The 22,152-nt window shown below is 64.3% G+C and carries 18 protein-coding genes and 1 other RNA gene; 10 read left to right on the top strand and 9 right to left on the bottom strand.

The genetic code is table 11. The features are described 5' to 3' along the window. Window positions 1-118 precede the first annotated feature (118 nt). Window positions 119-2,998, top strand: coding sequence for a M16 family metallopeptidase (locus AC1PLU_RS03635; RefSeq protein WP_481107738.1), 2,880 nt, complete (start codon window positions 119-121; stop codon window positions 2,996-2,998). Window positions 2,999-3,160: 162 nt separating this feature from the next. Here AC1PLU_RS03635 and AC1PLU_RS03630 read toward each other — a convergent pair whose 3' ends face one another. Next, the gene (locus tag AC1PLU_RS03630; protein ID WP_481095493.1) at window positions 3,161-3,376 is read right to left on the bottom strand and encodes a hypothetical protein; all 216 of its coding nucleotides are present in this window, start codon (window positions 3,374-3,376) and stop codon (window positions 3,161-3,163) included. A gap of 105 nt (window positions 3,377-3,481) precedes the next feature. Between AC1PLU_RS03630 and AC1PLU_RS03625 the strand changes: the two genes are divergently transcribed. Beyond that, window positions 3,482-4,411 carry a GAF domain-containing protein gene (locus AC1PLU_RS03625; RefSeq protein WP_481107737.1) on the top strand — a complete coding sequence of 310 codons (930 nt, stop codon included), beginning with the start codon at window positions 3,482-3,484 and terminating at the stop codon, window positions 4,409-4,411. Between the two features lie 927 nt (window positions 4,412-5,338). Here the strand turns inward: AC1PLU_RS03625 and AC1PLU_RS03620 are convergent. Then, window positions 5,339-6,358 carry a hypothetical protein gene (locus AC1PLU_RS03620; protein ID WP_481107736.1) on the bottom strand — a complete coding sequence of 340 codons (1,020 nt, stop codon included), beginning with the start codon at window positions 6,356-6,358 and terminating at the stop codon, window positions 5,339-5,341. Window positions 6,359-6,508: 150 nt separating this feature from the next. Next, a complete protein-coding gene (locus AC1PLU_RS03615) occupies window positions 6,509-7,261 on the bottom strand; it encodes a DNA-formamidopyrimidine glycosylase family protein (RefSeq protein ID WP_481107735.1) in 753 nt (250 codons plus the stop codon). A gap of 106 nt (window positions 7,262-7,367) precedes the next feature. Between AC1PLU_RS03615 and AC1PLU_RS03610 the strand changes: the two genes are divergently transcribed. The 3 genes from AC1PLU_RS03610 to treA all read left to right on the top strand — a co-directional run bounded on the left by AC1PLU_RS03610 (window position 7,368) and on the right by treA (window position 10,383). Then, window positions 7,368-8,144: a DUF72 domain-containing protein gene (locus AC1PLU_RS03610; protein WP_481107734.1), complete on the top strand. Its 777-nt coding sequence runs from the start codon at window positions 7,368-7,370 to the stop codon at window positions 8,142-8,144. Window positions 8,145-8,336: 192 nt separating this feature from the next. Further along, a non-coding RNA gene (locus tag AC1PLU_RS03605) (sX9 sRNA) lies at window positions 8,337-8,409 on the top strand. A 300-nt stretch (window positions 8,410-8,709) separates the two neighbouring features. Next, window positions 8,710-10,383, top strand: coding sequence for an alpha,alpha-trehalase TreA (gene treA, locus AC1PLU_RS03600; protein WP_481095498.1), 1,674 nt, complete (start codon window positions 8,710-8,712; stop codon window positions 10,381-10,383). 147 nt (window positions 10,384-10,530) lie between these two features. Here treA and AC1PLU_RS03595 read toward each other — a convergent pair whose 3' ends face one another. Next, a complete protein-coding gene (locus AC1PLU_RS03595) occupies window positions 10,531-11,535 on the bottom strand; it encodes an arabinan endo-1,5-alpha-L-arabinosidase (protein WP_481095499.1) in 1,005 nt (334 codons plus the stop codon). A 247-nt stretch (window positions 11,536-11,782) separates the two neighbouring features. Here AC1PLU_RS03595 and AC1PLU_RS03590 point away from each other — a divergent pair, with 247 nt between their 5' ends. Further along, window positions 11,783-12,478: an AIM24 family protein gene (locus tag AC1PLU_RS03590; RefSeq protein WP_023905222.1), complete on the top strand. Its 696-nt coding sequence runs from the start codon at window positions 11,783-11,785 to the stop codon at window positions 12,476-12,478. Window positions 12,479-12,855: 377 nt separating this feature from the next. On the opposite strand, the gene AC1PLU_RS03585 is transcribed toward AC1PLU_RS03590, so the two are convergent. Both AC1PLU_RS03585 and cycA read right to left on the bottom strand, forming a co-directional pair. Beyond that, window positions 12,856-13,767, bottom strand: coding sequence for a CorA family divalent cation transporter (locus AC1PLU_RS03585; RefSeq protein ID WP_481107733.1), 912 nt, complete (start codon window positions 13,765-13,767; stop codon window positions 12,856-12,858). Between the two features lie 177 nt (window positions 13,768-13,944). After that, window positions 13,945-15,321 (bottom strand): D-serine/D-alanine/glycine transporter, encoded by a 1,377-nt coding sequence (gene cycA / locus AC1PLU_RS03580; protein ID WP_115037636.1) that lies wholly within the window; start codon window positions 15,319-15,321, stop codon window positions 13,945-13,947. 380 nt (window positions 15,322-15,701) lie between these two features. Between cycA and AC1PLU_RS03575 the strand changes: the two genes are divergently transcribed. Then, window positions 15,702-17,474: an expansin EXLX1 family cellulose-binding protein gene (locus AC1PLU_RS03575; protein WP_481107732.1), complete on the top strand. Its 1,773-nt coding sequence runs from the start codon at window positions 15,702-15,704 to the stop codon at window positions 17,472-17,474. Between the two features lie 44 nt (window positions 17,475-17,518). On the opposite strand, the gene AC1PLU_RS03570 is transcribed toward AC1PLU_RS03575, so the two are convergent. Further along, a complete protein-coding gene (locus AC1PLU_RS03570) occupies window positions 17,519-17,734 on the bottom strand; it encodes a hypothetical protein (RefSeq protein WP_023905227.1) in 216 nt (71 codons plus the stop codon). 173 nt (window positions 17,735-17,907) lie between these two features. On the opposite strand from AC1PLU_RS03570, the gene AC1PLU_RS03565 reads away from it, so the two are divergent. Beyond that, entirely contained in the window at window positions 17,908-18,702 is a 795-nt protein-coding gene (locus AC1PLU_RS03565; protein ID WP_481107731.1) for a transporter substrate-binding domain-containing protein, read from the top strand. 152 nt (window positions 18,703-18,854) lie between these two features. Here AC1PLU_RS03565 and AC1PLU_RS03560 read toward each other — a convergent pair whose 3' ends face one another. Next, complete coding sequence (locus AC1PLU_RS03560) at window positions 18,855-19,730, bottom strand: DMT family transporter (RefSeq protein ID WP_481107730.1); 876 nt, start codon at window positions 19,728-19,730, stop codon at window positions 18,855-18,857. 227 nt (window positions 19,731-19,957) lie between these two features. On the opposite strand from AC1PLU_RS03560, the gene AC1PLU_RS03555 reads away from it, so the two are divergent. Continuing rightward, window positions 19,958-20,809 carry a class I SAM-dependent methyltransferase gene (locus AC1PLU_RS03555; RefSeq protein WP_043889460.1) on the top strand — a complete coding sequence of 284 codons (852 nt, stop codon included), beginning with the start codon at window positions 19,958-19,960 and terminating at the stop codon, window positions 20,807-20,809. Window positions 20,810-20,933: 124 nt separating this feature from the next. Then, window positions 20,934-21,485 carry a hypothetical protein gene (locus AC1PLU_RS03550; RefSeq protein WP_481107729.1) on the top strand — a complete coding sequence of 184 codons (552 nt, stop codon included), beginning with the start codon at window positions 20,934-20,936 and terminating at the stop codon, window positions 21,483-21,485. 207 nt (window positions 21,486-21,692) lie between these two features. Here AC1PLU_RS03550 and AC1PLU_RS03545 read toward each other — a convergent pair whose 3' ends face one another. Then, window positions 21,693-22,040, bottom strand: coding sequence for a hypothetical protein (locus AC1PLU_RS03545; RefSeq protein WP_481107728.1), 348 nt, complete (start codon window positions 22,038-22,040; stop codon window positions 21,693-21,695). Between the last annotated feature and the right edge of the window lie 112 nt (window positions 22,041-22,152).

The following is a 22,152-nucleotide window of genomic DNA, read 5'->3' as shown; positions in this document are numbered from 1 at the left end:
CTGCCGCCTGTCTTGCACCGCAACGGGCACGGCAGCCGCGGCGACACTGCCAAACAGCATTTGCGGCGCCGCCAACCAGCCACTACCCTCGGCCGATTGTCCTGTTCTGGAGTGTCACATGCTGCGTCCGCTGTCCCTGTTGATCGCCGGTGTGCTCGGCGCCGCCGCCGGTACCGTTGCTCCCGTCGTCGAAGCTGCCCCGGCCAGCCTGTCCAAGCCCGCGGCCAGCAGCGCCATTCCCGAGATCGGCTACACCCGCTTCACCCTGCCCAACGGCCTGACCGTGGTGGTACACGAAGACCACAAGGCGCCGGTGGTGGCGGTGAGCATCTGGTACCACATCGGTTCCGGCGACGAGCCGGCCGGCAAGACCGGCTTTGCGCACTTGTTCGAGCATCTGATGTTCTCCGGCTCGGAGAACAACAAGGGCAGCTATTTCGCCCCGTTCGAGAAGGTCGGCGCCACCGACATGAACGGCACCACCTGGTTCGACCGCACCAACTATTTTGAAACCGTGCCGACCACCGCGCTGGATACCGCGCTGTGGATGGAATCGGACCGCATGGGTCACCTGCTCGGGGCGATCGGCCAGGAAGAACTCGATACCCAGCGTGGCGTGGTGCAGAACGAAAAACGCCAGGGCGAGAACCGCCCATACGGCCGCGTGGACCAGAACATCCTGTCCAACCTGTTCCCGGCCAACCATCCGTATCAGCACGACGCCATCGGCTCGATGGAAGACCTGGACGCAGCCTCGCTGGCCGACGTCAAACAGTGGTTCAACGACAACTACGGCGCCGCCAACACCACCCTGGTGCTGGCCGGCGACATCACCGTGGCGCAGGCGCGCGCCAAGGCGCTGCAGTATTTCGGCGATATCCCGTCCGGCAAGCCGGTGGCGCGCCAGCAACCGTGGGTGACCCCGCTGGCCGCGCAGAAGCGTGGTGTGCAGCATGACCATGTCTCGCAACCGCGCATCTATCGCACCTGGGTCGCGCCGCAACTGGGCAGCGATGCGGCGATCCAGCTGGACCTGGCCACCACCGTGCTCGGCGGTGGCAAGACCTCGCGGCTGTATCAGCGTCTGGTCTATCAGGACAACCTGGTCGACGACGTGTCGGCGTCGATCCAGGCCTTCGCCTTGTCCAGCCAGGTACAGATCCAGGCCGATGTGAAGGACGGTGTGGATCCGGCCAAGGTCGAGGCGATCATCGACGAGGAACTCAAGAAATTCATCGCCCAGGGCCCCACCGCCGACGAACTGCAGCGCGCACAGGTGGCCTACCGCGCCGGCTTCGTGCGCGGGCTGGAAAAGGTCGGCGGGTTCACCGGCAAGGCGGTGATCCTGGCCGAGGGCCAGGTCTATCGCGGCGACCCGGGCGCCTACAAGCAGGATCTGCAGCGCGGCCAGGCCGCCAGCGTGGACAGCGTCAAGCAGGCCGCTGCCAGCTGGTTCGGCAAGGGCGACTATCTGCTCACCGTGTTGCCGGCCGGCAAGGACTTCGACCCCGCCGCCGAAGACAAGGCGGTGGTCGCACGTGGCAACGAACCCGGCAAACCGGCACCCAAGCTGCCGGCCGCCGGCAAGTACAAGATCACCGCCTCCACGCTGGACCGCAGCAAGGGCGTGCCGGAGACCAGCCAGTTCCCCGATCTGAGCTTCCCGCAGTTGCAGCGCGGCAAGTTGAAGAACGGCATCGAGGTGATCCTGGCCGAGCGCCACACCATCCCGGTGACCCAGGTCGAGCTGCTGTTCGATGCCGGTTATGCGGCCGACCAGGGCAAGAAGCTCGGCACCGCCAGCTTCAGCGCCGCGCTGATGAACGAGAGCACCGCCGCGCTGGATTCGGTGGAAGTGGCCCAACGCCGCCAGCGCCTGGGCGCGATCACCGCGGTCGGCTGCGACCTGGACAGCTGCAGCGCCTCGCTGGATGCGCTCAATGATCAATTGCAGCCCTCGCTGCAATTGTTCTCCGACATCGTGCGCAACCCGGCCTTTAAGCCCGCCGACATCGAGCGCATCCGCAGCCAGTGGCTGGCCGGCATCGCACAGGAAAAGACCCAGCCCAACAGCCTGGCGCTGCGGGCACTGCCGCCGTTGTTGTTCGGCCAGAATCACCCCTACGGCATCCCGCTCACCGGCAGCGGCACCGAGGCGGCGATCAAGAGCCTCAACGCCCAGGACCTGCAGGCCTTCCACAGCCAGTGGCTGCGCCCGGACAACCTGCGCATCCTGGTGGCCGGCGATACCACGCTGGCGCAGATCATTCCGCAGCTCGATGCCGCCTTCGGCGACTGGAAGGCCCCTGCCACGCCGTTGCCGAAGAAGAACCTGGCCAACGTCGCTGCGCAGCCCAAGCCGCGCGTGTATCTGATCAATCGCCCGGATGCGCCGCAGTCGGTGATCCTGGCCGGCCTGCTTGCACCGTCCACCAAGGCGCCGGACAACCTGGCCATCGGCGTGGCCAATGGCGCCTTCGGCGGCACCTTCACCTCGCGCTTGAACATGAACCTGCGCGAGAACAAGCGCTGGGCCTACGGCGCCGGCACCCGCATGCTGGATGCGCAGGGCCAGCGGCCGTACCTGTTCTCCGCGCCGGTGCAGACCGACAAGACCGCCGAATCGGCCAACGAGATTCTCAAGGAAGCCACCGCGATCATCGGCGACAAGCCGCTGACCACCGAGGAGATCGAGAAGATCAAGAACCAGCGCATCCGCGCCCTGCCCGGCAGCTTCGAAACCACCGGCGCGGTACTGGGTGCGATCGAAGGCATCGTGCAGTTCGACCGTCCGGATGATTACGTGCAGACGCTCAAGCCGCGCCTGGAAGCGATCGACCAGCCGGCCGCGCAGAAAGCCATCAAGGAAATCATCGCGCCCAAGGCGATGACCTGGGTGATCGTGGGCGATCTGAAGAAGATCGAAGCTCCGGTGCGTGCGCTCAAGCTGGGCGAGGTGCAGGTGCTCGACGTGGACGGCAAGCCGGTCAAGCGCTGAGGGCGATTGACCCACCGGCTGCGCTGCTGCCAAGCGGCGCGGTCGGGTTGTGCGGCGTTGGCGGGTTGTATGGCGGTGGGATGTCTCCAGACGCACGGACAGGACGCCTGCACGTGACTGCGTGCAGGCCGATCAGGAACTGCAAGGACGCAGCCCGCAGCTTCAGGTGACATCCGCGCCGCCATGCAAGCGTTGGCGTTCGGCGGCGACAGGCAAACTTGCCGCATCCATGCCCGCTGGTGGCTCGTCATGCGCGTAGTGGTTGCGCCGATCATCCACATCGGAGCGGTCGCCCAGGTGCAGATTGTTGAACAGATGCACCAGCCCATCGCGCAGCCGCGGGCCGCGCGCAGCAACCGCGTTGCTGCGTCTTCCCATGCTAGGTGTCAGGTCACGCCGACGCACCTGGCCAATATCCACGCCGCGTTATCGGCAACGCCGGTATCGTGGCACCTTCTCGCTCGCGCTTGTCTGGCTTATTCAATGAAAGAAATGCCCATGGCTGACGAAGCCTCTCGCCAACAGGTTCTGGATGGCTACCGCATCGTAGACAGCCTGCCCGAGGACACCTATCAAGACGTCGTGCAGGTGGCGGCTTCGTTGTGCGGCACGCCGATCGCACTGATGTCGCTGGTCGACCGCGACCGCCAGTGGTTCAAGGCCCAACTGGGTCTGGGTATGCAGCAGACCGATCGCAGCCAGGCAGTGTGCGACCACGCCATCCGTAGCCCCGAGCACCTGATGGAAGTGCACGACCTGACCAAGGACACGCGTTTTGCCGATGTGTCGGTGGTCACCGGCGAAACCGGTGCGCGGTTCTACGCCGGCATGCCGCTGGTGACCTCCGACGGCGTGGCATTGGGCACCGTCTGCGTGCTCGACACCGAGCCGCGCACGCTCACCGAGATTCAACGCACCGGCCTGCAGGCCTTGGCGCGCGTCACCATGCGCCTGCTGGACGAGCGCAAGCGCGAATTGCAGCTCGAGCGCGAGGCGATTTTGCAGCCGGTGGCGCCGGTTGCCACCAGGACCAGCGCCGACACTGGTTATTACCTGGTCATCCTGGAAGTGCAGGAACTGGCCGCGCTGGCCGAAAAACAAAGCGAGCGGTTACTGGGCCGCGCCTTGCAACAACTCGATCAGACCCTGGCCGCGCATGTACAAGCCAGCGGGGACAGCGTAGACCGGGTCACCGAAAGCGCAGAGTTCATCGCCGTGCTGCGCGGCCCCGATGCCGAACAGAAGCTGCAGGGCCTGCGTGACATCGCCCAGCAACAACATGCGCTCGGGCTCACCGTGCTGATCGGCGAGGTGCAGGCAACCCGTGGCGATGAACCGATCGGCCAGGTATTCCTGCGTGCGGAAGTGGCGCTGAGTATCGAAAAAGACCGCTATCGGCAGAGTCTGGCGTAGGGCTAACTCAGATAAGAGTATTGCTCAGTAAGAGTATGGCGTAGACAGACTCATAGCCTGCTGTAGCGCTCGGGTTGGCCGTGTGTAGGGATAGTGCTCGGATCGGCCTTATGTAGCGCTGGGATTGGCGCTATGTAGAGCTCGGATTGGGCTGTTGTGAGGCGGGCGTCGCCGTGATTCGACTCCTGACGGCCATACGCGGCTGGGCGGCTGGGCTGGGCAGTTGGGCGCATGCAGGCATAAGGGCAAGAGCGGCTGGTCCGCTTCTCCCACCGGGAGAAGGTGGCGCGCAGCGCCGGATGAGGGTGCGGTTGCCAAGCGATCGTGCGGCGCTTGGTGTGCAAGCTTCTACAAAACCCTGGCTGGCTCCAACCAAAACACATCCCTCACTCGTCGGTTCAGAGCGGCTGGAAGGTGATTGAACGGTGTGGATGCGTCGGTTTCTAGAGCGGCTGATCTGCGACTTGGCTGCAGGGCCCTTGCCCGCCCACCCTCGCGGGACACGCCGCAAGTACGTCCGTGTAGGCTCTTACGCGGCATCCATGCCGCGTAAGGTCCCGCGACGGTGGGCGGGCAAGGACCAGTCAAGAATGTCGGTATGCATGATTGCGAGCAGTGCATCAGTGCGTTGTTCGGATAACGTTGCGTCCGAAAATCTTCTCATCGCAAGCCGAGCAACAGGCAGGTTTATATCGGGCAACCGACCAACTTCCTGGTGCGGTGTCCTCACCGATTGCGGGACCGTGTGGCGGCATGGATGCCGCCACCGACACTGCGTGTCCCGCAAGCGGTGCGGGCACTGCGCACTCGACCTGCTCGTCCTCACGCATCAACGGTGCGCGTGTGGCCGACACGCTGCCGCTACTGATACAGCATCAGAGAGGTTCTGTTAGACGCTCTTGGTCAGCTGCACACTAACCAACCCACTCACCCAGTCGCACACTGCTTCAACTGGCGATCGGCATACCACAGCGCGCGGCGGGCTAGATCATAGGCGCTGTCGGCCTGGCGCGGCAGCATTTGCGCGGACATTACCGGGTCGGCACCGTTGTTCAAGGCGTGCTCGGCGCGCTCAAGATCGCCCAGATGCGTGCGCACCGGCGACAACAGTGTTTTGCGTTTTGACGCGTCGCAACGCGCACTGCGTTGCTCCAGAGCCGCCAGCGCCTCGCGGATGCGGCGGCTGGCTTCGCCCTTGAGATCGGGCGGTGTCTCGTGCGCGATCGGCGCGGCCTTGTAGGCATCGCCGGTCGCTTCGCTGCCCATCTCGGCCTGATTGCCGGCCAACGCGGGATTGAAGCGCACATCCGGCGGCGGTCGCGCCTTGGCCACCTGCGTCTGCGGCCCGTTGAGCATGTCGTTGAACTTCTTCATGCCGCGATTCATTTCCTGCATCGCCACATCGCCCAGCGTGCCATCGCTCTTCCAGTCCTTGGCAAAGCGGGTGTCCTGGTATTGCACCGGGTTGACCCGTTCCATCACATTGCGCGCCTTGGCCTGCGCGCGCTCATCGCTCATGCCCGGCGGCACGGCGGCACCGTTTTGCGCCATCGGATCTATTTCCGCCGTTTGTGGCATGCGCAAACGGCCTTCGCGGGTGTAGAGCTGGGCCGCCATCGATTCGTTGGCAGGCGCGTTGGCGGCGGCTACCTGGCGCTGCGGCGGTGGGGTCCGTGTGGGTGGCGGCGCACTGCGGGCGGCCGATGCCGATGCGGCGGCAGGCGCAGCGCGCGGTGTGCGCTCGCGTGGTTGCGGCGGCTCCACCGGTGCCGGCAGCGTCAATTGCGGGCGCGGCACGAAGTACACCTGCAAACTGTCGTCGTGTCGCAGGGTTTCGCGCGGCGGCGGCATATACAGCAACAGACAGGCAAGAAAGAACAGCATGGCGCCCGTGCATGCAGCTGCAGCGACATGCGGGACAAGCGTTTCCTTCCTGCGGGTAGTCACAATGCGGGAGACCGATGAGATGAGAGATGCGCACGCCACACCGTGAACCCGGTGCAGGACGCGCAAATCTAGCGGGCGCTGCGCCTGCGCGCGTTTGAAATTCGTTGTCTGGGCAGAAAGAGCCAGCCGCCATTCACGTTGAGCGCATCGTCACACATCCTCGCCTGGGTAAAGCCGTTGGCAGACTTCGCAGAAAAAGGCACGCCGCCCGGCCTTGCCCAGGTGCTTTCGATACTGCAGCGGCGCGCCATCGCGCGGGCAGCTGGTTTTGGTGTGCACCTGATAATGCTTCTTCAGCACGAAGGCCTTTTTCCAGGTGTAGAAATCGAAGCTGTACTCGCGCGCCTGGGTGACCAGTTCGCCAAGCTTGCGCGCCGGCAACGCGCCCACTGCGCTCTCCGGATGCACCCGGATGCGGTGCAGCACCTCGTTCTTGATGATGTTGCCGACGCCGGCAAAGATGCTCTGATCCAGCAATGCATCGGCGGCAAGCATGGATGGCGCGGCACGCAACTTGCGCCGCGCCTGTGCGCCATCCCACAGCGGATGCATGACATCCGCCGTCCAGTCGTACACCTCGTCCAAGGGGCGATCGATAAACTGCACCGAGCAGGCGTAGAAGTTCAGCCGCTGGCCCTTGGAAAATTCCAGACGTAAACGCGGCACCGCATTGGGCTTGTCTTCGTCGATGCGATAACTGCCGAACAACAGAAAATGGATGCGCACGCTGAACTGCGCGCACTCGATCAAAAAGTGCTTGCCCCAGCTGCGTAGTGCCAGCACTTTCTGTTGATCCAGGCGCGCGATGTCCTGCTTGCTGTTGCCGGAGACACGCAGGATCTTGCGACCGACAAAGGCCTCGGTTTGTTCGCGCAGGATGACAAGGGAGGGACCTTCTGGCATGCGCCCAGTATCGAAGTCGCGGGTGAGTCGGCCGTGATCGCACTGCACACGCAATGCTGACGCGCGCGCATGCATAGAGTGCTGCCCGATCGCATCGCTCCCCGTCATGTCGTCTCGTTCGTCCATCGCCGTGCCCCGTGTGCGCTGTGGCTGTGCAGGCTGGTCGATTCCGGCCGCCGACCGCGCGGCGTTTGGCGACGGCGCCAGCGTGTTGCAGCGTTACGCCACGCGTTTTGATGCGGTGGAAATCAACTCCTCGTTCTATCGCCCGCACCGTGCCGGCACTTATGCGCGCTGGGCCGACAGCGTGCCGGAGGATTTCCGTTTTTCGGTCAAGCTGCCGCGCAGCATCAGCCACGACGCGCGCCTGCATGCGGCCGGTCCGTTGCTGGATGCGTTTCTGGCCCAGGCCGGCGCGCTGGGCACGCGACTGGGCTGCCTGCTGCTGCAGTTGCCGCCCAGCGCCGCCTTCGATGCGCGCGTGGCAGCCAGCTTTTTCGCGATGCTGCGGCGGCGCTGGGACGGCGGCGTGGTGTGCGAGCCGCGCCACGCCAGCTGGTTTTTGCCGCAGGCACAGGCGCTGCTGACACGCCACCACATCGCACGCTGCGCCGCCGACCCGGCGCCGGTTCCCGAAGCCGCCGCACCAAGCCCCACCGCCGGGCCGTACTACTGGCGCTGGCATGGCGCACCGCGCATCTACTACAGCAGTTACGACGACAGCGCGCTGCAGGCATTGGCCGACGCGGTGCGTCATACCCCGCACGACGGCACGCATCCGCAGGCCGAACGCTGGGTGATCTTCGACAACACTGCCGCCGGGCTGGCGGTGCCCAACGCATTGCGGCTGCAACGCTTGCTTGGAACCGAACGCAAGCGCTAGTGCCTGTTGATGCAGCGTGTAAGACCACGTCCCATCTGCAGGCGGCGGCGCGTCCAACAACACGTCTCATCAGCTGGATGAGCGAGATCGGTCGCCCAGGATCGCCATCCACCCGCGCATGCAGCGGTTTAGAGCGGCTATCAAAACCAATACGCAGCCGCCAGGCGGGCGCGGCCGGTGCCCGGAATCGGCATGTACCACTTGTACACTCCATTTCCCCCGCGCCGCCCGCACCTACCTGGCGACTGCGTACGTTTTGTCAGCCACTCTCAATCGCCCGCCGCGCAACCCGGCCACCGCTCGCAATCGCAGCTCAGCCCGCGACGGCTGGTGCGCATCTTGCAGTGAACAGGCCGACTACGCCGAACCGCACCTGCTCAAGCTGCCTCAATCCGCGCCGATAGGCCTGAATTGGCGCAATAACCTGCGACACCGCGCCGGATCACCTTGCTGAATCTTGTCGTCTCCGTGCGAAGCCTGTCGGCCTGCCGACACCATCGTCCGGTCCCGCCCGCCACTTCGGTCGTTTACCATGCCTTACGCCACTGCCCGTTCTGGAGATGCCATGAGTTCTGCCGCGCCCCCGTGCTGCACGTCGCTGCTTGGCCTATCGCTGAGCATGTTCGTTGCGCCGTGCACGCTGACCGCCGCGCCGATGGACACTCCGGTCGTCAATGCGCCGGCGGCCACACCGCCCACGCCCGACCTGGCCTACCCGGAACTGTTCCAGGCAGTGCAGCGCGGCGAGCTGTTCGACGACCAGAAGCATTTCGTCGACTTTCTGCCGCTGCGCGACCCGGCACTGATCAATGCCGACTATCTGGCGCAGCACGATCACCCCGGTTTCGACCTGCGCAAGTTCGTGGACGCCAATTTCGAAGAGTCGCCGCCGGTGCAAACCGACGCGATCCGCCAGGACACCGCGCTGCGCGAACACATCGACGACCTGTGGCCCAAGCTGGTGCGCAGCCAGACCCACGTGCCGCCGTACAGCAGCCTGCTGGCGCTGCCGCATCCGTACGTGGTGCCGGGCGGGCGCTTCCGCGAGGTGTATTACTGGGATTCCTACTTCACCATGCTCGGCCTGGTGAAGAGCGGCGAGACCACGCTCAGCCGCCAGATGCTGGACAACTTCGCCTACCTGATCGACACCTACGGGCACATCCCCAACGGCAATCGCAGCTACTACCTGAGCCGCTCGCAGCCGCCGTTCTTCTCCTACATGGTGGAACTGCAGGCCGGCGTGGAAGGCGAGGCGGTGTATCAGCGCTACCTGCCGCAGCTGCAGAAGGAATACGCCTACTGGATGCAGGGTAGCGATGACCTGCAGCCCGGCCAGGCCGCCCGCCACGTGGTGCGCCTGGCCGACGGCAGCCTGCTCAACCGCTATTGGGACGAGCGCGATACCCCGCGCCCGGAAGCCTGGCTGCACGACACCCGCACCGCCGCCGAAGCGAGCGACCGCCCGGCCGCCGAGGTCTACCGCGACCTGCGCGCCGGTGCCGAAAGCGGCTGGGACTACACCAGCCGCTGGCTGGCCGATGGCCAGAACCTGCGCACCATCCGCACCACCGCCATCATCCCGATCGATCTGAACAGCCTGCTGTATCACCTGGAGCGCACCCTGGCCCAGGCCTGCGCGCAGCCGGGTGCCGAGTGCACGCAGGACTACGCCGCGCTGGCACTGCAGCGCAAGCAGGCCATCGATGCGCATCTGTGGAACAAGGCCGGCTATTACGCCGACTACGATTGGCAGACGCGCAAGTTGAGCGACCAGGTCACTGCGGCGGCGCTGTATCCGCTGTTTGCCGGTCTGTCGTCGGACGACCACGCCAAGCGCACCGCCAGCAGCGTGCGTGCGCGTCTGCTGCGTCCCGGCGGCCTGGCCACCACCGCAGTGAAGACCGGCCAGCAATGGGACGAGCCCAATGGCTGGGCGCCGCTGCAATGGGTGGCGGTGGACGGCCTGCGCCGTTACGGCGAAGACGCGCTGGCACGCACCATCGGCGAGCGCTTTCTCACCCAGGTCCAGGCGCTGTTCGCGCGCGAGCACAAGCTGGTCGAAAAATACGGTCTGGAAGCCGATGCAGCCGGCGGCGGCGGTGGCGAATACGCGCTGCAGGACGGCTTCGGCTGGACCAACGGCGTCACCTTGATGCTGTTGAATCTATACCCGGACACAGCGACCAAGGTGGCGCCGGCCAAACGCGCGCGCAAGCCCGAAGCGGCGACACGCTGAGTGTGCAATCGTTGATGCCGGGCATTGCTCGGCCTCGCTGGCGGCATCGCATTTCCGGTAGTCGGCAGCGCTGGCAGATCACTGCAACAGGCATCGCCTGATCGTTGCGTCATTGCAGAGCCCACCCGCGCGCTGCAGTGATCGCTGCTACTGCACAACTGGCCACGCACTGCCGTCGTAACTCAGCCGATTGATGCCCAGGCGCGCATCGCCGCGATCGTCGTAGTAGTGGTAGACCAGAATGTCGCCATCGCCATCGCGAAACACCGATTGCCCGCCCGGCCCATGCATGCTGCCCAACCCGGACTGGATCACCGTGCCGCCACCGTTGCGCATGTCCACACCGGCGCGATCCAGATATGGCCCGGTCACCGAGCGCGCACGCCCCACTGCAATCTTGTAGGTGCTGCTGGCGCCCTTGCAGCACGCATCGAACGACACGAACAGGTAGTACCAGCCATTGGCCTGCTGGATGAAAGGCGCCTCCACCGCACCCGGATACGGCCGGCTCGCCAGGCTGTAGCGTGCCGTGTTGCTGGACAGTTGCTTGCCGGTGCCGGGATCGAGCTGGATCAGCTTGATCCCCGACCAGAACGAACCGAACGCCAACCACCATTTGCCGCCGCCATCCACCACCAGATTGCCGTCGATGGCGTTGTAGTCGTCGCTGCTCTTTGACGTGTAGACAATTCCTTGATCCTTCCATGATCCAGGCTTGCCGGTGCTGCTGCTGGCAAAGCCAATCGCCGAGGCGTTGGTGGCGAATTTGGACGCGGTGTAATACATCAGGTACTTGCCGCCGTGGAAGGACACATCCGGCGCCCACACCTGATTGTCTGCGTTGTAGTTGCGCACCCAACTCGGCGTGGTGCTGAAGATCGCGCCTGCATTGCTGAATTTCGTCCGGTCGGTACTGGTGACCACGCCCGTGGTGGCATAGATGTAGTAACGCCCATCGCCGAGCTTGAGCATTGAAGGATCGTGCACGATGGTGTCGCCGGTCACCACGCCCGGCCCCACTGCCGCTTGCGCGGGTGCGCCATGCAAGCCAATCACACTGGCGACGATGGCAAGCAGCGATACGATCGTGCGATGGCGCACCGACATTCCAGACCAGCCCCCTTCCACTCGATTGCCACGAACAACGCGCATCGGCTAACTCCTTGAACAACGTAAAGACGTTATCTGTAGGAGCAATCTAGCCCGGCAGCAGTGTCGTGAATCCGACGCTGATCTCAGAAGCACGGCGCAGGCCGAGCGGTTGTTTTATTTGCGACGCGCCTTCGTACCGATCGGCGCGCCATGCCCGCAGACGAAAGGCGGCTCGCACATCAGCACGCTTCGAAGACACCGGCATGCCGCGTATCATGCGCACTCTTTCACGCTCCGGGATGGACCCATGGCCGTACGCACGCTCAACGAATTTCTCGCCCATTCCAAGGAAAAGGACGTCAGCCCCGATCCGTTCGAACTGGAAAACCCGCACCTGCTGGAAGTGCGCCTCAACGGCATGGTGTGGTCCAAGGCCGGCGCCATGGTCGCGCGCACCGGCAACGTCAAGTTCACCCGCGAGGGTCTGCTGGAACAGGGTCTGGGCAACCTGCTGAAAAAGGCGGTCAGCGGCGAAGGCATGCAGCTGATGAAGGCCGAAGGCCAGGGCCGGGTGTATCTGGCCGACCTCGGCAAGCTGGTGACGCTGCTGCGTTTGAATGGCGAGGCGATCTTCGTCAACGGCAACGACGTGCTGGCGTTCGAATCCGGTGTCGAGCACAAGATCACCATGATGCGCAAAGTGGCCGGCATGCTGTCCGGCGGCCTGTTCAACGTGCGCCTGAGCGGCCACGGCATCGTGGCGATCACCTCGCACTACGAGCCTCTGACCCTGCCGGTCACCGCTGCCAGCGGCCCGGTGTTCACCGACCCGAATGCCACCGTGGCCTGGTCGGGCACGCTGACCCCGGAGCTGGTCACCGACGTGTCGATCGGCACCCTATTCGGCCGCGGCTCGGGCGAAAGCCTGCAGATGCGTTTTGCCGGCGAAGGCTGGGTGGTGGTGCAGCCTTACGAGGAGGCCAGCTTCCAGGCCAAGGGCTGATCCAGGCCGCCCGGCAGCAATAAACAATGCGCATCGCCTGGTGGCACGCTACGCAGCTGGGCAGTTTTCCAGTACGACGCGATGCGCAGTGAAAGCTGCGCATCCCAGCCCACCCTGTAGGAGCGCCCCTGGGCGCGAGGGCCTTACCGGTAACCCCGCATCGCGCCCTGGTGCGCTCCTACGGTTTTCCTGCATTCTGTCGCGAGCTGCACAGCTACCGAGCTGCCCTAGCTTGGCATTGCGTAGTCACGCAACTGTAGGCAACAGATGATTGCCCTGACGGCACCTCGTAGGAGCGCCCCTGGGCGCGATATGGCCTTCCCGGTAATGCCATATCGCGCCCAGGTGCGCTCCTACTAGTTTCCGGCTCTGATGCATTACACCCATCCGCGTTTGCGGAACCACACCAGCGGCACCACCATGCTCAGCACGATCACGCCCAGCGCCCAGAAATAGGCGTCGTGCCATTTGAGCTCGGGCATGTAGGCGAAATTCATGCCCCAGATGCCGACCAGCACCGTGGGCGGGATGCCGACCACCGACGCCACTGCCATCACCTTCATCACGTTGTTCTGGTCCATGTTGATCATGCCCAGCACGCTGTCGAGCAGGAACTCGATGCGGTCGTCCATGTGCTGCTGAAATTCGCTCAAGGTGGTCAGGTCCTTGTGCAGCAATCCGATGCGTTTAGCCGCGTCGTCGCCGAACCAGTCCGGCGCGGTGCCGTCCAGATAGGTGACCAGGCGCAGCAGTCCCTGCCCGGCATTGTGCAGCCCGCCCAGGCGCCGGCCCATGCCGCCCACCTGATGCAGCATGCGCTCCAGATCCTTGGTCTTGTGCGGCTCGTCGAACACCTGCCGGGTGGTGTCGGTGACCTCGGCTTCCAGCGATTCCAGCCGGTCTGCCAGGCGGCCCACCAGCTGGTCGAACATGCGCAGCAACAAATCGTCGGCGCTGTGGCAGGGCTCGTGTTCAAGCCGCGCAGCCACCGCCTCCAGCGAGCCCAAGCGCTGCTCGCGCAAGGTGACCAACATGGTCGGCGACACCGCAAAGCCCAGCGGCGCGGTCGGGCCATCGTCGTCCTGAAAGCGAGGCACATTGAGAAACAGCACCTCGCCCTGGCGCCGCACCCGGCTGCTGAATTCGATCTCGCCGATCGCCGCGCGATCCGGCAGCGCGAACCCCACCTTTTCTGCGGCCTGCGCCAGCTCCTGTGCAGTGGGTTGGCACAGGTCGACCCAGGAACCTTGCGTGTGCTGCGTTCCGGCAATCGGGTGTGTCATGATCATGCGGCAGGCCGTGGCGATGGATGGCGGCGAGCATCCCGTTCCATCCGATCGGCGTCAACGTCGCGCGCAAAACGCGCTTAGCTGCCAGTGGCCTTTATCGCGGCGCCGTGCAGCCACAGACGCCAAAGCCCCGCAGTGCGGGGCCTTGGTGATGTCTTCGGTCGGTCTTGCGTGCGCTCAGCCTGTGCGTGTCTGCTTCCGCTTCACCGCATAGCCGATCGCCAGCAGCAGGAACCACACCGGGCTGGCCAGCAAAGCCTGGCGCGTGTCGGCCTGCAAGGTCAGCAGCACGATGACGAAGGCGAAAAACGCCAGGCACACGTAGCACATCAACACGCCACCGGGCATCTTGAACGCCGAGGCCGCGTGCTGCTCCGGGCGCTTGCGCCGATACGCGATATAGGCGCACAAGATCAGCGACCACACGAACATGAAGAGCACCGCCGACAACGTGGTGACCAGCGTGAACGCAGTGACCAGGTTGGGAATCAGATACACCAGCATCGCGCCCAGCAACAGACACACGCAGGAGAACAACAGCCCGCGCGCCGGCACTGCTGCACGCGACAGCTTGGCGAAGCCCTTCGGCGCATGCTGCTCCTCGGCCAGGCCGTAGAGCATGCGGCTGGTGGAGAAGATGCCGCTATTGGCCGAGGAGGTGGCCGAGGTCAGCACCACGAAGTTGATCAGGCTGGCCGCAGCAGGCACGCCAGCCAGCACGAACAACTCCACGAACGGGCTCTTGTCGGCCACCACCTGCCGCCACGGCGTCACCGCCATGATCGCGATCAGCGCCAGAACGTAGAAAATCAGGATACGTACCGGGATCGAGTTGATCGCCTTGGGCAGATTGCGGCGCGGGTCTGCGGTTTCCGCAGCGGTGGTGCCGACCAGCTCGATGCCGACGAAGGCGAACACCGCGATCTGAAAACCGGCGAAGAACCCGCCGATGCCCATCGGGAACATGCCGCCGTCGTTCCACAAGTTCGACAGCGAGGCCACATTGCCAGACGGCGAGCGGAAGCCCCACGCCACCAGCCCGGCGCCGGTGATGATCAACGCGGCGATGGCGACGATCTTGATCAACGCGAACCAGAATTCCATCTCGCCGAACAACTTGACCGTCACCAGATTCAGGCTCAGCAGCAACAGCACGCAGAGAATGGCTGGAATCCACGGCGCCAATCCCGGAAACCAGAACTGCGCATACGCCGCAATCGCGATGACATCGGCGATGGCGGTAATGATCCAGCAGAACCAGTACGTCCAGCCGCAGAAGAACCCGGCCCACGGCCCGAGCAGGTCGGTGGAAAAGTCGATGAACGACTTGTACTCCAGGTTGGACAGCAGCAGCTCGCCCATCGCGCGCATCACGAAGAACAGCATCGCGCCGATGATGAGATAGACGAACAGGATCGACGGGCCAGCCAGACTGATGGTCTTGCCCGAGCCCATGAACAGCCCGGTGCCGATCGCGCCACCGATGGCGATCAGCTGCAGGTGGCGATTGGACAGGCTGCGTTGCAGATGATCGGGCGCGGACGGGTCAGACATGGGCACGGCACCGGCAAGTGAACAAGCCGTCAAAAATACGAGATCGCGGCAGCGCGCACCAGCGGTTTGAACAGCAACGCCGGGTAGGCCGGCAAATACGCCGGCGCATGCCGAGCGGACAGCGCCATGCTGCGGTGCGCACAGTGCGGGTTGCACGCCGCGTGTTGCGCCATGCAGCTTGGGCTGCGCGTTGGCAGGGCATTCACTGCCGCGACCAAGATGACAATCGTGCGGCATCTCGCACAAACAGCGATCCGCGTCCCAGCGCGCTCGTTGCACTGGCTGCAGCACGCGCTCCTGCCCGCTTCCTTGACTGCGCGCACGGACCGCACGTGGCGATTGCTGGTCTCCTGCGCGGGCCCAACCCTCAGGACACTCCCATGTACTCACGTTCCCATCTATTGCTGGCCATGACGTTGCTGGCCCCGGTCTCTGCATTGGCCGTGCAGGTCGATGCGCACGGGCAACTGATCGACGCGCGCGGTCAGGCGCTGCAACTGCGCGGCGTGACCTGGCCGGGCTTCGATCGCGCTGCGCTGGTTGCGGCGGGTCTGCGCAACGGCACGCTGCAACAGACGCTGGATCAGATGCAGGCAGCCGATATCAATGCGCTGCGTGTGCCGATCTGCACGGCGACGCTGCAAGCCAGGCCCGTCGCTGCGGCCGATGTCGCAGGCGACCCCGCACTGCGCGGCCTGACTTCGTTGCAGCTGCTCGATGCGGTCGTGCGCGCCAGCACCCAACGCGGCATGCAGGTCCTGCTGGCATTTGCCGATGGCGGATGCGATGACTCCGCACCGCAGCTGGGTGCGCAGCAGCAAGCCTGGACGAACGGCTTGACCACGCTCGCCGCCCGCTACGGCACCACCACCGGTGTGATCGGCATTGATCTGGGCAGCAGCGGTTACCGCAATGCCACCTGGGCCGGAAACAGCGTAGACGCCGACTGGAATCGCATTGCCTCACGCGCGGCGGCCACTGTCCTCAAACAGGCACCACGCTGGGTGGTGGGCGTGGAAGGCGTGGGCAGCAACGCGCTCTGCAGCGACTCCGCGCGCAAGGCGCCCGGCAGCAATCTGCAGCCGCTTGCCTGCGTGCCATTGCGCATCCCAGCCAAGCAACTGGTGTTGATGCCCAAACTGGCGGGGCCGGATCGCGATGCGGCAGATGCCTTCGCAGCGGCCGACTTTCCACGCGGTCTGCCAGCGAGCTGGCAACGCGACTTCGGCACGTTTACCGCAGACTATGCGGTGCTGCCGGTGAGCATTGGTGGCGGCCTGGGCGATGGCGACCCGCGCGATCCCGCATGGCAACAGGCATTGAGCGGCTATCTGGCAAGCACCGGCATGCGCAGTGCCTTTCTGGGCAGCTGGGAAATAGGCAATGCCAACAATGGCGGCCTGCTCGCCAGCGATGGCAGCCCGCGCAGCGACAAGCTACAGATCCTGCATCAAGCATGGGGATTGGCGACAGCTACATCTGCCAGCGCATCTGCAAAAAGCGCGAGTAAAGCCGACGCGAGCAAGGCGACCACCTGGAACAGCACCTTCAGCGGCACAGCGACCTATACCAGCTCCGGCTATTCCGGCGGTGCGGTCCTGCTGGATCCGATTCCCAGCAACGCCTTCATCACCGCACTCAACCCGACCCAGATGAACTTCGGTGGGGTCAAAGCCGCACTTGCCGGCGCCTATCTGGAAGTGACCGGCCCCAAGGGCAAGACCGACGTCTATGTCACCGACCTGTATCCGGACGGCGCATCCGGCGGCCTGGACTTATCGCCGAATGCCTTTGCTGCAATCGGCGACATGGTGCAAGGGCGCATCCCGATCAGTTGGAAGATCGTGCGCGCACCCATCACCGGCAACGTGCAATACCGCATCAAGGAAGGCAGTTCGCGCTGGTGGGCCGCGATCCAGGTGCGTAACCACGCCTACCCGGTCGTGAAGTTCGAAGTGAAGCAAGGCAGCACCTGGAAAAGCTTGCAGAAGATGGACTACAACCACTTCCTCGGTGAGCAACTGGGCAACCAACCGCTGTCCATCCGCATCACCGACATCCGCGGCAAGGCCATCCTCGATACCATTCCCGCGCTGCCCGAAGACGGCAACAAGCCGGTGTATTTCGAACCGGGCAACGTGCAGTTCCCCTGACGTGTTAATCAACTCGCAAAACGCTGCCCAGCAACCAACACTTATTAGCCCCCAGCAAGCCCACCGCCTACACGGCCCGGCAGTGCCTGATCGTCATCCTCTTCCAGATCGCCCACCTCCTCGCGCAAACCGCCTTGCTGCGGCGCCTGCTCTTCCAACGGAATTTCTTCCTCGTTGGTATCCGGATCGGGCGTGCCGTGCGCGGCCACGCCTGTGGTGAACGTGGTCATCGGGCGAGCAGTACGTGGATTGAGATGCATGGACGACTCCGTTGCGTTCAGTGGTGCGTCAACGCTAGGCCGCGCAACGCTAGTGCACCGTGAGCCTGAGCATCGCCGCGCTGACACGCTGTTGACGTGCGTTCGCTGAAAACGCGCCGAAACCAGCCGTGCAGCCCATGGTTATCATGACGACTTATCTTCGAGGCAAAACCATGCGTTATCGCGCTCTGCTCGCATTCCTGCTGACCTGCGGCAGTGCGCAGGCTGCCGAGCCTGCCTCACGTCTGGATGCAGTGCTGCAATCCGGCGTGCTGCGCGTGTGCACCACCGGCGACTATCGTCCTTATTCGTTGCTGCGCGCAGATGGGCACTTCGAAGGCAGCGACATCGCGCTGGCACAGTCGCTTGGCGCCAGCCTGGGTGCACGCGTGCAATTCGTACGCACCAGCTGGCCGCAATTGATGCCCGATCTACTCGCCGATCGTTGCGACATTGCAGTCGGCGGCATCTCGGTGACCTTGCAGCGGCAACGCCAGGCCAGCTTCAGCACGGTGCTGGACGTGGACGGCAAGATCCCGCTGGTGCGCTGCGCCGACCAGACGCGTTACCGCAACATCGCGCAACTCAATCGACCCGACGTGCGCGTGATCGAGCCGCCCGGCGGCACCAACGAAGCCTTCGCGCGGCGCGAATTGCCGCGCGCGAACCTGCGCCTGTTCGCCGACAACACCACCATCTTTCAGGAGCTGGTGGACCAGCGTGCCGACGTGATGATCACCGATGCCTCCGAGGCGCTATACCAGCAGGCACGCCTGCCCGCGCTATGCGCCATCGCGCCGGAGCAACCGCTGCAATACGGCGAAAAAGCCTTTCTGCTGCCGCGCGACGACCCCGCATGGAAGGCCTATGTCGACCAATGGCTGCACCTGAGCAAGGCCAGCGGCGAGTACGCGCGCATCGTCGAAACCTGGCGCGCACCGCGCCCGGAATCCACTACGTCACCGTAACGCTCAGCTGGGAATAGGGAATAGGTAATAGGGAATAGGGAATAGGGAATAGGGAATCGCAACAGCATCACGCGCATCGCGACATGTCGAAACAGCGCCCTTCCGATTCCCCATTTCCCGACTCCCCATTCCCGCGGCGCACCGCGCCGACCTCAAACAATCTTGGTCCGTCGCCACCAACGCGACACCTGTTCTTCGCGTACCAGCGTGAACAAACCGGCGCCCAGAATCAACGCGATGCCCACCGCCATCGGCCAATCCAGATGGTCGTGAAACAGCAGATAGCCGAACGCGATCGCCCACAACATCTGGCTGTATTGCGTGGGCGCCACCACGCTCACCGGCGCCATGCGCGTGGCGTACATCAGGCAAATCGCCGCCAGACCCGCGAGCAAGCCGTAGCCTGCCAGCAAGTACCACTGGTACAGCGTGGGCCAGACGAAGCTCGGCAACATCATGATCCCGCCCATCACCAACGGGCCGATCACGCCGGCGCCATAGAGCGTCAAACGCTTCTCGCTATGGCCGGCCATGCGCAAGGTGATCACCGAGATCGCACCCACCAGGCCACAGACGATCGCCGCCACATGCCCGTGGGTGAGATGCCGAAAGCCGGGACGCAACACGATCAACACGCCGATGAAGCCCACGATCACCGCCGACCAACGCCGCCAATGCACTTCTTCCTTGAGGAACACCACCGACAGCACGGTCACGAAAATCGGCATCAAGAAGATCAGCGCAAAGGCCTCGGCCATCGGCAAGGTGGTAAAGGCGATCACCGAGGTCAGATTGCCGATCGCGCCGGTAAGCGCGCGCAGCAGCCACAGACTGGGCTGCTTGGCCATCACCAGCTCGCGCAGGCGGTCGTCGGGCTTCTTCAGGAACGGCACCGCCACCAGCATCAGCAACGCGCCGAGAAACAGCACTTCGTAGACCGGCAACGTGCCTTCGAGCAGCTTCACGAACGCATCGCTGATCGAATAGGCCGCATAGCAGGCGAACCCCAACAACACACCCTTCAGCATTGCCGACACTCCACGGTTGGCGCCGATCCGACGCGGTGTCGGTGCGGGCAGTACACAGTATGCGGTGCGCCATGCGTTGGAGGAATCGTTGCGCGCAGCCGCTGTTTGCGCACTCCCGGGTTACTTGCAGGCAACAGGATGCCGGCACGCTATGGGTCGGTTACGATGCCGATTCCTTCCTTGACACCGGCGCGCGCGCTACGCGTCCGAATCCAGACCTGTCACCCGTGCCCCATTACTCCGGCCCACTACTCATTCTCTCTGACGCCCAAGCCCTGCTTGCCGCGCGCGGAAATGGTCTGACTCAATGGACCGGGTCGCTGGACCTGGGCCGCAGTACCGGCACTGCGCAGCTGGATGCGCAGACCTGGCAGTGGCGCGGCAGGGGCTACCCGTATCCGGGCAAGCTCAAGGAGCGCACGCTGTATTTCTGGGACGGCGACGACTTTGCGCCGATCTCGCGTTTCAACGGTGCGTTGATCAAGCTGGTGCCGACCGAATGGGGCGCGCCCACCTTTGAGATCGACGGCATCAAGATGCTGCCGTCGGCGCAGTTGTCGCCGTTCGACGATGCGCGCCGCAAGGTGGCACTGGTGGATCCGCGCGGCAAGGTCGTGCTGGATACCTGTGGTGGCCTGGGCTATTTCGCCGCCTGCTGCCTGGAGGCCAACGTGGCGCAACTGCACTCGTTCGAAAAGAACGCCGACGTGCTGTGGCTGCGCACCCTCAATCCGTGGTCGCCGGATCCGGACGACGACGCCAGCGGTGGGCGTCTGCAGCTGACACACGCCGATATCTCGCAGCACGTCACCACGCTCGCAGACGGTTCGGTCGACGCCATCCTGCACGACCCGCCGCGCTTCGGCATTGCCGGCGAGCTGTATTCGCAGGTGTTCTACGACCAGCTGGCGCGCGTGCTGCGCCGCGGCGGGCGCATGTTCCATTACACCGGCGCGCCCAACAAATTCACCAGCGGGCGCGATGTTCCCAACGAAGTGAGCAAGCGCCTGAGCAAGGCTGGTTTCAGCACGCAACTCGCCTTGGATGGTGTGCTGGCGACGTTGCCTGCGCGGCGCTGAGTATCGTCTGCGCGATCAGGTACAACCGCCCCCGCCATCATTGAGAAGCCTCAACACGTGGGCCATGCAGACAGCGATAGCGGATGAATCTGCGATACTGCACCGCCCTCGACAAGGATGTTGCATGCGCCTCCATCTCACTGCTTTATGGTTGGCCCCACTCGTGCTGATGCTGTGCGCGCCAGCAGGCGCACAGACGCAATCGCAGGCACAGACACCGCCCGCGCAGCCCATGTCTGAAGTCACACTCTCCAACCCTGTCACCACCGCCACACTGGCCGGGCGCACGATTCGCTTGGGCGAGCACGCTGGAAAATGCGCAGTGCTGCGCGACGATGAAGTGTTTCCGCTGGGCATCGGTGCGCCGTGCTATTTCAGCATTGCGCGCGACCGCAGCGCACAGGTGCACCACTTCCAAGGCAGCGACATTGTGCTGGTGCAGCATGCCCATCAAACGGCAAGCCCGGACTGGGACGTCAAACTCTACGGGGCGATCTGCGCCTTCGAATCGCAGTCCGTGCGCGAGGTCGACGATGTGCTGGAAGCCGGCATCGTCGCCAGCTCCTGGCATTGTGACCCGACAAGCGGTGCCGACCAGAAAGAGTTCGTCTACAGCTACGACACCTGGCCGAAGCGCAACGCAGCCAAACCTTCGCGCAAGCGTGGGACACCATGAAGTCTGTTCAAGAGTCGCGAACAAAACTGCCAGGTGTGCGTAGCCAATGATCTGCGGCTTTGCTGCAAGGCCCTTGCCCGCCTACCATCGCGGGACACGCCGCAAGTACGTCCGTGTAGGCGCTTACGCGGCATCCATGCCGCGTAAGGTCCCGCGACGGTAGGCGGGCAAGGGCCAGTGGAGATGGTCGGTGTGCGTGACCTGCCATCAGCGTCTGCCGCGCCGCATGGCCTCGGCACGATCGCGCCGGTAATCCTTCCATGCGAGATACGCAAACACACCCACCATCGCCAACAGGGCAGTGGTCAACAGGCCATCCCAGCCGATCGAGATCCAGTAGCGCTGCGGGTCGGTGTCGGCATAGAACGTCCTGGCCGGCCGACCACGAACGACGCTGACATAGCGCCCGCTGATCACCGCCTGCAGCAACAACCATAGCCGCCCGCAACAGGCCACCGCGATCACGAGGACCACCCCGCGGACAAGCCAGTCGACGATGCGGGAATTGGCAGGCGCCGGCGTCGGTGGTGGTGGTGATTTGGGACGTTTTTTCAAGCAGGCCTCTCTGCAATCGTGCGACGCAGTTTACCGCTGGCACTTTGCATCGGCGCCTGTCGGCGTGATCGCGCGCAGACAGGACGCGGCCTTCAACTGCAACACGACGCTA

Source organism: Xanthomonas sp. NCPPB 2933 (assembly GCF_056725225.1).
The sequence above is the reverse complement of the archived record's forward strand: the minus strand, read 5'-3'. Positions and strand labels throughout refer to the sequence as shown.

Excerpts from the sequence above, each read along its gene's own strand:
- AC1PLU_RS03635 (WP_481107738.1), top strand. The coding sequence starts at position 119 with ATGCTGCGTCCGCTGTCCCTGTTGATCGCCGGTGTGCTCGGCGCCGCC.
- AC1PLU_RS03630 (WP_481095493.1), bottom strand. The coding sequence starts at position 3,376 with ATGGGAAGACGCAGCAACGCGGTTGCTGCGCGCGGCCCGCGGCTGCGC.
- AC1PLU_RS03625 (WP_481107737.1), top strand. The coding sequence starts at position 3,482 with ATGAAAGAAATGCCCATGGCTGACGAAGCCTCTCGCCAACAGGTTCTG.
- AC1PLU_RS03615 (WP_481107735.1), bottom strand. The coding sequence starts at position 7,261 with ATGCCAGAAGGTCCCTCCCTTGTCATCCTGCGCGAACAAACCGAGGCC.
- AC1PLU_RS03610 (WP_481107734.1), top strand. The coding sequence starts at position 7,368 with ATGTCGTCTCGTTCGTCCATCGCCGTGCCCCGTGTGCGCTGTGGCTGT.
- treA (WP_481095498.1), top strand. The coding sequence starts at position 8,710 with ATGAGTTCTGCCGCGCCCCCGTGCTGCACGTCGCTGCTTGGCCTATCG.
- AC1PLU_RS03595 (WP_481095499.1), bottom strand. The coding sequence starts at position 11,535 with ATGCGCGTTGTTCGTGGCAATCGAGTGGAAGGGGGCTGGTCTGGAATG.
- AC1PLU_RS03590 (WP_023905222.1), top strand. The coding sequence starts at position 11,783 with ATGGCCGTACGCACGCTCAACGAATTTCTCGCCCATTCCAAGGAAAAG.
- AC1PLU_RS03585 (WP_481107733.1), bottom strand. The coding sequence starts at position 13,767 with ATGATCATGACACACCCGATTGCCGGAACGCAGCACACGCAAGGTTCC.
- cycA (WP_115037636.1), bottom strand. The coding sequence starts at position 15,321 with ATGTCTGACCCGTCCGCGCCCGATCATCTGCAACGCAGCCTGTCCAAT.
- AC1PLU_RS03575 (WP_481107732.1), top strand. The coding sequence starts at position 15,702 with ATGTACTCACGTTCCCATCTATTGCTGGCCATGACGTTGCTGGCCCCG.
- AC1PLU_RS03570 (WP_023905227.1), bottom strand. The coding sequence starts at position 17,734 with ATGCATCTCAATCCACGTACTGCTCGCCCGATGACCACGTTCACCACA.
- AC1PLU_RS03565 (WP_481107731.1), top strand. The coding sequence starts at position 17,908 with ATGCGTTATCGCGCTCTGCTCGCATTCCTGCTGACCTGCGGCAGTGCG.
- AC1PLU_RS03560 (WP_481107730.1), bottom strand. The coding sequence starts at position 19,730 with ATGCTGAAGGGTGTGTTGTTGGGGTTCGCCTGCTATGCGGCCTATTCG.
- AC1PLU_RS03550 (WP_481107729.1), top strand. The coding sequence starts at position 20,934 with ATGCGCCTCCATCTCACTGCTTTATGGTTGGCCCCACTCGTGCTGATG.